The sequence below is a fragment of the Bacillus sp. AY2-1 genome (genome assembly GCF_008368965.1).
GTDB classification, from domain to species: Bacteria; Bacillota; Bacilli; order Bacillales; family Bacillaceae_G; genus Bacillus_A; species Bacillus_A thuringiensis_S.
Genome location: NZ_QPEL01000092.1, coordinates 1 through 7,229 on the forward strand (window position 1 = coordinate 1; position 7,229 = coordinate 7,229).

Genomic DNA, 7,229 nt, shown 5'->3' on the forward strand with positions numbered 1-7,229 from the left:
GTATCTCTTTTATTGTTAATGAAAAGCGTACTGCCCATGTTTTAATGAAATATACACCAAGTAAATTTATTTCTTTTAGGATATATAGAATAGCTTGAAATATATCCTAAACTTATCTTTAAATCATAGTCTCAATTGGAATTAGTGGTAATGAGTTTTGAGAATTCCTTAAAGTATAAAAATGTTAACATTCCCCCTATAGAGCAAGTTTTTACATGTACTAAAGGTAGGATAAAACTAATACTATAGATTAGGAACAAAAGGAGGGGGCTTATGAGTCAATATCGTATCATTGGAAAAAGTATTCCCAGGAAAGAAGTGATGGAAAAAGTAACGGGACGAGCAAAGTATATTGACGATGCAAATGAAATAGGAATATTGCATGTAAAGCTTTTAACTAGTAAATATGCACATGCGTATATAGAGGGCATTGATACAAGTAATGCTTGGAAAATAACAGGTGTAAGGAAGATTATCACAGGTAAAGATTATCCTTATCTAGTTGGTAGTAGTATAGTGGATCGGCCACCTCTGGCTTTTGAGAAGGTACGATACTTTGGTGAACCAATTGCCATGGTGATTGCAGATAGTGAAGCAGCTGCCCAAAGAGCAGTTTTTTCAATACGTGTAACGTACAAAGAAATTCCTGTTGTCAATTCTCCTATACAGGCATATCAAAATAATGCTCCTCTTGTTCATGAGCGTTTAGGAGAATATAGAATCATAGAGGAAGCATACCCAGAACCCAATACAAATATTGCCACGCGGACAAAAGTTCGGAAGGGGGATATTAAGAAAGGATTTAGTGAGAGCGATATAATTGTAGAAGAGTTTTTCTCATTTCCACAATCTGATCATGCGGCAATGGAAACGAGATGTACAAAAGTAGAGATTAAGCCGAACGGAGTTGTTCTTGTAACATCTACATCTCAGGCACCCTTTGAGATTAGGAAGCAGCTGAGTGACGCATTTCATATAGATGAAGGCAAGATACATGTTCAAGTACCTTTAGTAGGCGGAGCATATGGCGGGAAAACCATGGTGCAACTTGAAATCTTAGCCTATCTTGCTTCCAAATCTGTAGGAGGAAGAAGGGTAAAACTTCGTAATAGCAGAGAAGAGGATTTTATTACTTCCCCCGTTCATATTGGTTTGCAAGCAAAAGTCAAACTAGGTTGTACGAAAGAAGGAAGCTTAAAGTCTGCGGAATTCCTTTTTTTATTTGATGGTGGAGCTTATGCGGATCGAGCTGTTGTTGTCAGTAAAGCGGCGGGTCTAGATTGTACAGGACCTTATTCAATTGAGCATGTAGGGTGTGATTCGCTTTGTATGTATACAAACCATCCTTATGCTACAGCATTCCGTGGATTTGGACATTCTGAATATACTTTTGTTGTAGAGCGAACAGTAGATATTATGGCTAACAAATTAGGTATGTGTCCACTTGAATTTCGATTAAAAAATGCAATCCAACTAGGAGATACGACACCTACACAAGTTCCGGTAACAAGAAGCAATATGGGCAATCCGAAAAAATGTTTAGAAAGATTAAAAAAACTAATAAATTGGAATGAAGGGCAGTATATCCGAATTTCAGATAGAAAAGTACATGCAAAGGGAATTGCTTTTGCATGGAAAAACTCCACAACACCATCAGATGCAGGTGCAGGTGCGTTAATAACGTTTAATGAAAACGGAAGTGTAAATATCCATTGTGGTGCAGTGGAGATTGGAACGGGTACAAAAACTGTGCTTGCGCAAATGGTAGCAGAAAAAATGAAATTGAAGATAGAAGATATACATATCAAAATGGAAGTAGATACACAAGTTGCACCAAAACATTGGAAAACAGCCGCAAGCAGAACTACGTATCTAGTAGGGAATGCAGTGCTAGCTGCTACAGAAGATATCATTTCACAGTTAAAAAAATCTGCCTCTATTTTATTAGGACATCCGATAGAGAGCTTAGAGATTGCCAACAAACAAGTATATGTTAAAGAATCTCCTAATCTTTCTATAGATATAGATCAGATTGCGTTAGGATATGTCGATTCAAGCGGACAGGTAATTAACCAACAGATTATAGGGAGAGGAGCATATACGTTTGAAGGAATCACAGAACCTGATAAGGAGACTGGGAAGGGGAAATCAGGACCGGAATGGGGAATTGCAGCACAAGCAGTGGAAGTTGAATTTGATACGCAGGATTATACATATAAATTAATTCGTGCTTTTAGCGTAATAGATGCTGGAAAGGTATTAAATTTAAAAGGAGCGGAGACTCAAGTAATGGGCGCAATGAGTATGGGGCTTAGCTTTGCAACAAGAGAAGCATTCTGTTATGACAAAAAAGGAACAATATTAAATAATCAATTTCGTTCATATAAAGTAACCCACTACGGTCAACAACCAGAATATAAAGTAGAATTTATAGAAATTCCTCATGACAATTCTCCGTTTGGTTCCCGAGCTCTTGGCGAACATGGCATCCTTGGAATGCCAGCGGCCCTTGCTAATAGCTTATCCGTTGCAGCACAAGTTTCCTTACATCAGTTACCGATTACTCCAGAATTGATTTGGAGAACGAAACTGAAAAAGGAGGATCCTTTATCATGATTCCATCTGATTTTGAATATTATCGTCCCCATTCTATACCAGAAGCGCTACAACTATATTCTAAGCTTTATCAAGAAGGAAAAAATCCGATATATTACAGCGGTGGAACTGAAATTATTACCCTCGGCAGATTTGGGAATCTTTATGCCCAGTCTGTAATTGATATAAAGGAAATTCCTGAATGTAACGTGCTTGGAAGGTATCAGCATTATGTAGTTCTTGGTGCGGCACATACTTTAACTCGTGTTTCAAAATCGAATGTGTTTCCACTTTTGAGTAAAACAGCATCAAGAGTAGCAGATCACACGGCACGGAACAAAATTACGTTGGGTGGAAATATTGCAGGAGAAATCTGCTATAGGGAGGCAGTACTTCCGTTTCTATTAGCAGACAGCACTTTGGGAATTGTAGGAATGAAAGGTATACGTTACGTCTCTATTCATTCACTATTTATAGAAAGACTACGATTAAGTAAGGGAGAATTTCTTTTACAAGTTTTAACTGATATAGAGTATGTCGGACTACCTTTTTACAGTGTGAAAAAGAGAAAACTTGAAAAAATTGATTATCCATTAATTACGCTGGCTGCTTTGAAAAAAGGAAATAAAATCCGTATGGCGTTTAGTGGATTATGCGCTTTTCCTTTTCGTTCTACTGCTATGGAAATTGCTATCAATAATAATCAAATGTCAGTTGAAGACAAGATAGAACATACTGTGTTAAATATTCCAGCGCCTGTACTAGATGATATTCGTGGATCTAGAGAATACCGGTTGTTTGTTTTAAGAAATATATTACGAGACATGTTAGAACATTTTAAAGGAGGGGTATTTTGACTAAAAAGCTTACTCTTTATATAAATGGAGAAAATCGGCAGGGAATAGTGAGAACAGCTGATACCCTTTTAGATATATTGAGAGACCAATTTGATTTAACAGGTGCAAAACGTGGATGTGAAAACGGGGACTGTGGAACCTGTACGGTTTTAGTGGATGGATGGCCGATAAAATCTTGTATCATGCTTGCAGTAGAAGCAACAGACAAAAGGATAACAACAATTGAAGGTTTACATGAATCTCCTGTACAACGAGCATTTATAGAACATTGGGCATTTCAGTGTGGGTACTGTACGCCCGGGTTTATTGTAAACTGTCATGCTCTTATAGTAAATCATCCAAAAGCAACAGACAAAATAATTGAAGAGTGGTTAGAATCAAACATTTGCCGATGTACAAGTTATCAAGAAATTAGAGAAGCGGTAAAATCCCTACTTCAAAGTTAAAGGAAAGGTGAATTGTGATGGTTGATATACATGAGGTATTAGAGACGGCAATAGCAAGCCGACAAGGTTGCACTATTGCAACCATCCTTCGAGTAGCCGGTTCATCATACCGGAAAGAAGGTTCAATGATGGTATTTGGAGAAGATGGGACAAAGGTTGGAATGCTTAGCGCGGGGTGTATCGAGGAAGAACTTTATCTTTATACTAAAGATTTAAGTAATGAAAAATGGAGCATACATGAATTCGATATGAGGGAAGAAAATGATTTATCATGGGGAGTAGGGTGTAATGGAATTATTTATATATTATTAGAAAAAGTGAATTATATATATCAAGAGTATTTACGCAAAGTAAGAGGATATACAGAAAAAGGGCTACGTGTCTGGATGATAAAAGATTTATTAAAATCGAAGACTCTTTTTTTTAGCGAAGAAGGACATGAGTTTGGAGATTGGGAAGGAGAAATTCCAGTACTTTCTGAATTGAAAAATGGTTGGTATGAACATCTATATGTATATTGCTTCGAACCACGACCAAAATTGTTTGTAATTGGTGCAGGAGAAGATGCCAAACCACTTGTCTCCTTAGCAAAAGAAACAGGATTTTTTGTTACTATTTGTGATTGGAGAGAGGGATTATGCACACCGTTACGTTTTCCAGAAGCGGATAGGCATGTTGTTGGTTTTCCAAAAAAAATTCTATCCAGGATATCTATAAAAAAACAGGATTTTATAATGATAATGACACATCATTTCAAACGGGATCAAGAGCTACTTAGTCTATTTCAGAACCAACCTTGTCGTTACCTAGGTATTTTAGGTTCCCGATATCGCACCGCACGTTTGCTAGGAGGAGTCAATAAACCTAAATGGATTTTCTCTCCTGCTGGTTTATCCATTGGATCCGAGGGACCAATGGAAATAGCTATAAGCATTATGGCAGAAATGATACAAATAATGAGGATGAAAAATAATGAAAATAGTAGGAATATATCTAGCAGCTGGAAGGAGTAGAAGAACAGGTCCAGGGATACATAAACTATGCCTTCCAACTGGAAATACATTGCTTGGGAATATAGCATTAAATACATCACTTTCTTCCAAATTGAGTGATGTTATAGTAGTTTCAAATGAACCGTCCTGGTTATTCCACCATACACAGGTGGAAAGAGTTCATATTCTCTCTTGTAAAAAATCATGTTTGGGTCAATCGTACTCTCTTCATTGTGGTTTAGAAAAGGCAGAAAGTATGAATGCTGATGGAGTAGTAGTAATACTTGCGGATCAACCATTTATTACAGTTAAGCTTATAAATTCATTAATAGATGATTATGAACACTCCCCGCAACTTGATTATGTAGCTGCTAGTTTTCAAGATATACCGCGGCCACCAATTTTATTTTCAAAGGAGATTTTTCCGAGTTTGAAAAAACTAACAGGAGACCAAGGAGCTCGTTCTATTTTCTTTGATAAGTCTTTACAAGGTAAGTTTACTGTATATAGTGATGCTAAATTATTTTATGACGTGGATACAATAGAGGAATATAATATAATTAAGAATTCTCTACTATAAAGGGTATCATCATATATAGAAAGACATGAACGTCTAAACTTCTTGAATGTGAGACAAGAAACTCTAAACTATTTAGTCATTAATAATAAAATGTTTATATCATCTGTCAATTTAAGCTAATTCTAACAGATTTAATTATTCAAGGTAATAGAGAGGGAGTTTTTCATGTTAATAAGCCAATGCTTACAACAGAATTTATTCACTATTGGGGAGATTCATCGTTATTCAAATGGACTCCGGAAGAACGCATTGCAAGGGGTTTATCCATTCAACCAACATTTGAACATTTATTTGGTGTTCCAAGTGGAAAATTTGATTTACAGCTTTTAAGGGAAACCGTGCATGCTAAATTTAGTTATTGAATAGGCTCGTTGTAATTGATATAAATTATCAATTACAGTATATATTTTTGACGGACAGTCTGTCAAAAATATATGGTATTTGTTATGAATTGTGATGATCAGAGATATTGAGGAGAACAAAATGTTTATTTTAAGAAGGCAACATTCTACACAGCCGTAAATGGAGAAAATTTATTTGTTAAATAACAAACTTGCTATTAAAAATCATGATAAATATGTACGCAATTATTTATGAATTATGCTTTAATGTATTTAAATTATATAACTGAAGCAATCACTTTATGAAAAATTACCCATTTTCATGTCCCAAAACAATGATAGGTATAGAAGTATCCATTTTCATTCAAGTGCCGATTGTGGCAAATTTCAGTAAAAACAAAAGGATGTTAAAAAGGAGAATTCTGATTATTCCTTTAAATGCGTCCTATATTTGCACCAGAACCGGTTAAATTTAAGATGGTTCAGTTGGAGGAAGAAACCTTATGGTATCTTTGTAGCGATTTCATTTATATAATTATATTATATAAATGAAATAATTATAGAAGGGTACGTGAACATTATAATTAATTTTGAACCATTTAATCCAACAATAAATGACATAGCGATCAAACTTGCTATGGTACTGTTTATACCGTTATTCTTAGCGTTGCTTGTCAAAGTCATACTTATGAAATTCATGAGAGAATCGATTGCTGGTAGACTAGCATATCTATCTTGTCTATTTTTTTATGTACTATGTCTTTAAATTTGTTACAGAGTAGAAAGGCAACTTAGGGTGTCTTTTCTTTATAAATAAAAGTAACGTAGTATTTAAACCTATATATTCACACAAGATTACATAAGTTTAGTTTTGTAAATCTATAAAGTTTGAGTTTGGAGTTTCTTGTCCCAATCAAGTTGCAAAAATGTAAGTTTAGACTTTCATGTCTTTGTACAACAATTTCTAAGTGTAAAAAGACATGAAAGTAGGAACTAATTTTATAGTGTAAAATGCTGCGTTATCAACGGAGGAAGTTCATTTAGTATCCATTTTTCTGTCCACATATCGAGACAAGAAAATGGGTACTTTTTTAAACGGAGACACCAAAGTGGATACTTTTGGTGCTGCCCCTTAAAGGTAATGAATTTTATTCAGGGAATAATTACCTTTGATATCCTAAGCTAGTTTACCTATAGTATAAATACCTTAAAGGTAATGAATTTTATTCAGGGAATAATTACCTTTGATATCCTAAGCTAGTTTACCTATAGTATAAATAGGTATATTGATGACATTAGTATTTTTATACTGCATTAATTCAAAGTGATAAAATTTCTTTGTGTTTTTTTAATTAGTAAACATTTAAAAAACTTCACGACAAACACATTTTAACTCCACTCATCGCACAAGTTAAAAT

General features: G+C 35.0%; 6 protein-coding genes and 1 pseudogene. All 7 read left to right on the plus strand.

Annotated elements, in window-relative coordinates:
• Positions 1-273 precede the first annotated feature (273 nt).
• The 7 genes and pseudogenes from DN403_RS20995 to DN403_RS31815 all read left to right on the plus strand — a co-directional run bounded on the left by DN403_RS20995 (position 274) and on the right by DN403_RS31815 (position 6,593).
• Complete coding sequence (locus DN403_RS20995; RefSeq protein ID WP_149185716.1) at positions 274-2,616, plus strand: xanthine dehydrogenase family protein molybdopterin-binding subunit; 2,343 nt, start codon at positions 274-276, stop codon at positions 2,614-2,616.
• Positions 2,613-3,452 (plus strand): FAD binding domain-containing protein, encoded by an 840-nt coding sequence (locus tag DN403_RS21000; protein WP_000613082.1) that lies wholly within the window; start codon positions 2,613-2,615, stop codon positions 3,450-3,452. The genes DN403_RS20995 and DN403_RS21000 overlap by 4 nt, the downstream gene beginning before the upstream one ends.
• On the plus strand, positions 3,449-3,898 hold the full coding sequence (locus DN403_RS21005; protein WP_179958941.1) for a (2Fe-2S)-binding protein: 450 nt from the start codon (positions 3,449-3,451) through the stop codon (positions 3,896-3,898). Before DN403_RS21000 ends, DN403_RS21005 begins: the two co-directional genes overlap by 4 nt.
• Before the next feature lie 17 nt (positions 3,899-3,915).
• On the plus strand, positions 3,916-4,911 hold the full coding sequence (locus tag DN403_RS21010) for an XdhC family protein (protein WP_000227609.1): 996 nt from the start codon (positions 3,916-3,918) through the stop codon (positions 4,909-4,911).
• Complete coding sequence (gene pucB / locus DN403_RS21015; protein ID WP_000706288.1) at positions 4,871-5,470, plus strand: xanthine dehydrogenase accessory protein PucB; 600 nt, start codon at positions 4,871-4,873, stop codon at positions 5,468-5,470. Before DN403_RS21010 ends, pucB begins: the two co-directional genes overlap by 41 nt.
• Positions 5,471-5,571: 101 nt before the next feature.
• A complete protein-coding gene (locus DN403_RS32350) occupies positions 5,572-5,832 on the plus strand; it encodes a hypothetical protein (protein ID WP_374221742.1) in 261 nt (86 codons plus the stop codon).
• A 550-nt stretch (positions 5,833-6,382) separates the two neighbouring features.
• Positions 6,383-6,593, plus strand: a pseudogene (locus DN403_RS31815) (hypothetical protein).
• Positions 6,594-7,229 lie beyond the last annotated feature (636 nt).

Coding starts and splice junctions, on each gene's coding strand:
- DN403_RS20995 (WP_149185716.1), top strand. CDS start 274: ATGAGTCAATATCGTATCATTGGAAAAAGTATTCCCAGGAAAGAAGTG.
- DN403_RS21000 (WP_000613082.1), top strand. CDS start 2,613: ATGATTCCATCTGATTTTGAATATTATCGTCCCCATTCTATACCAGAA.
- DN403_RS21010 (WP_000227609.1), top strand. CDS start 3,916: ATGGTTGATATACATGAGGTATTAGAGACGGCAATAGCAAGCCGACAA.
- pucB (WP_000706288.1), top strand. CDS start 4,871: ATGAAAATAGTAGGAATATATCTAGCAGCTGGAAGGAGTAGAAGAACA.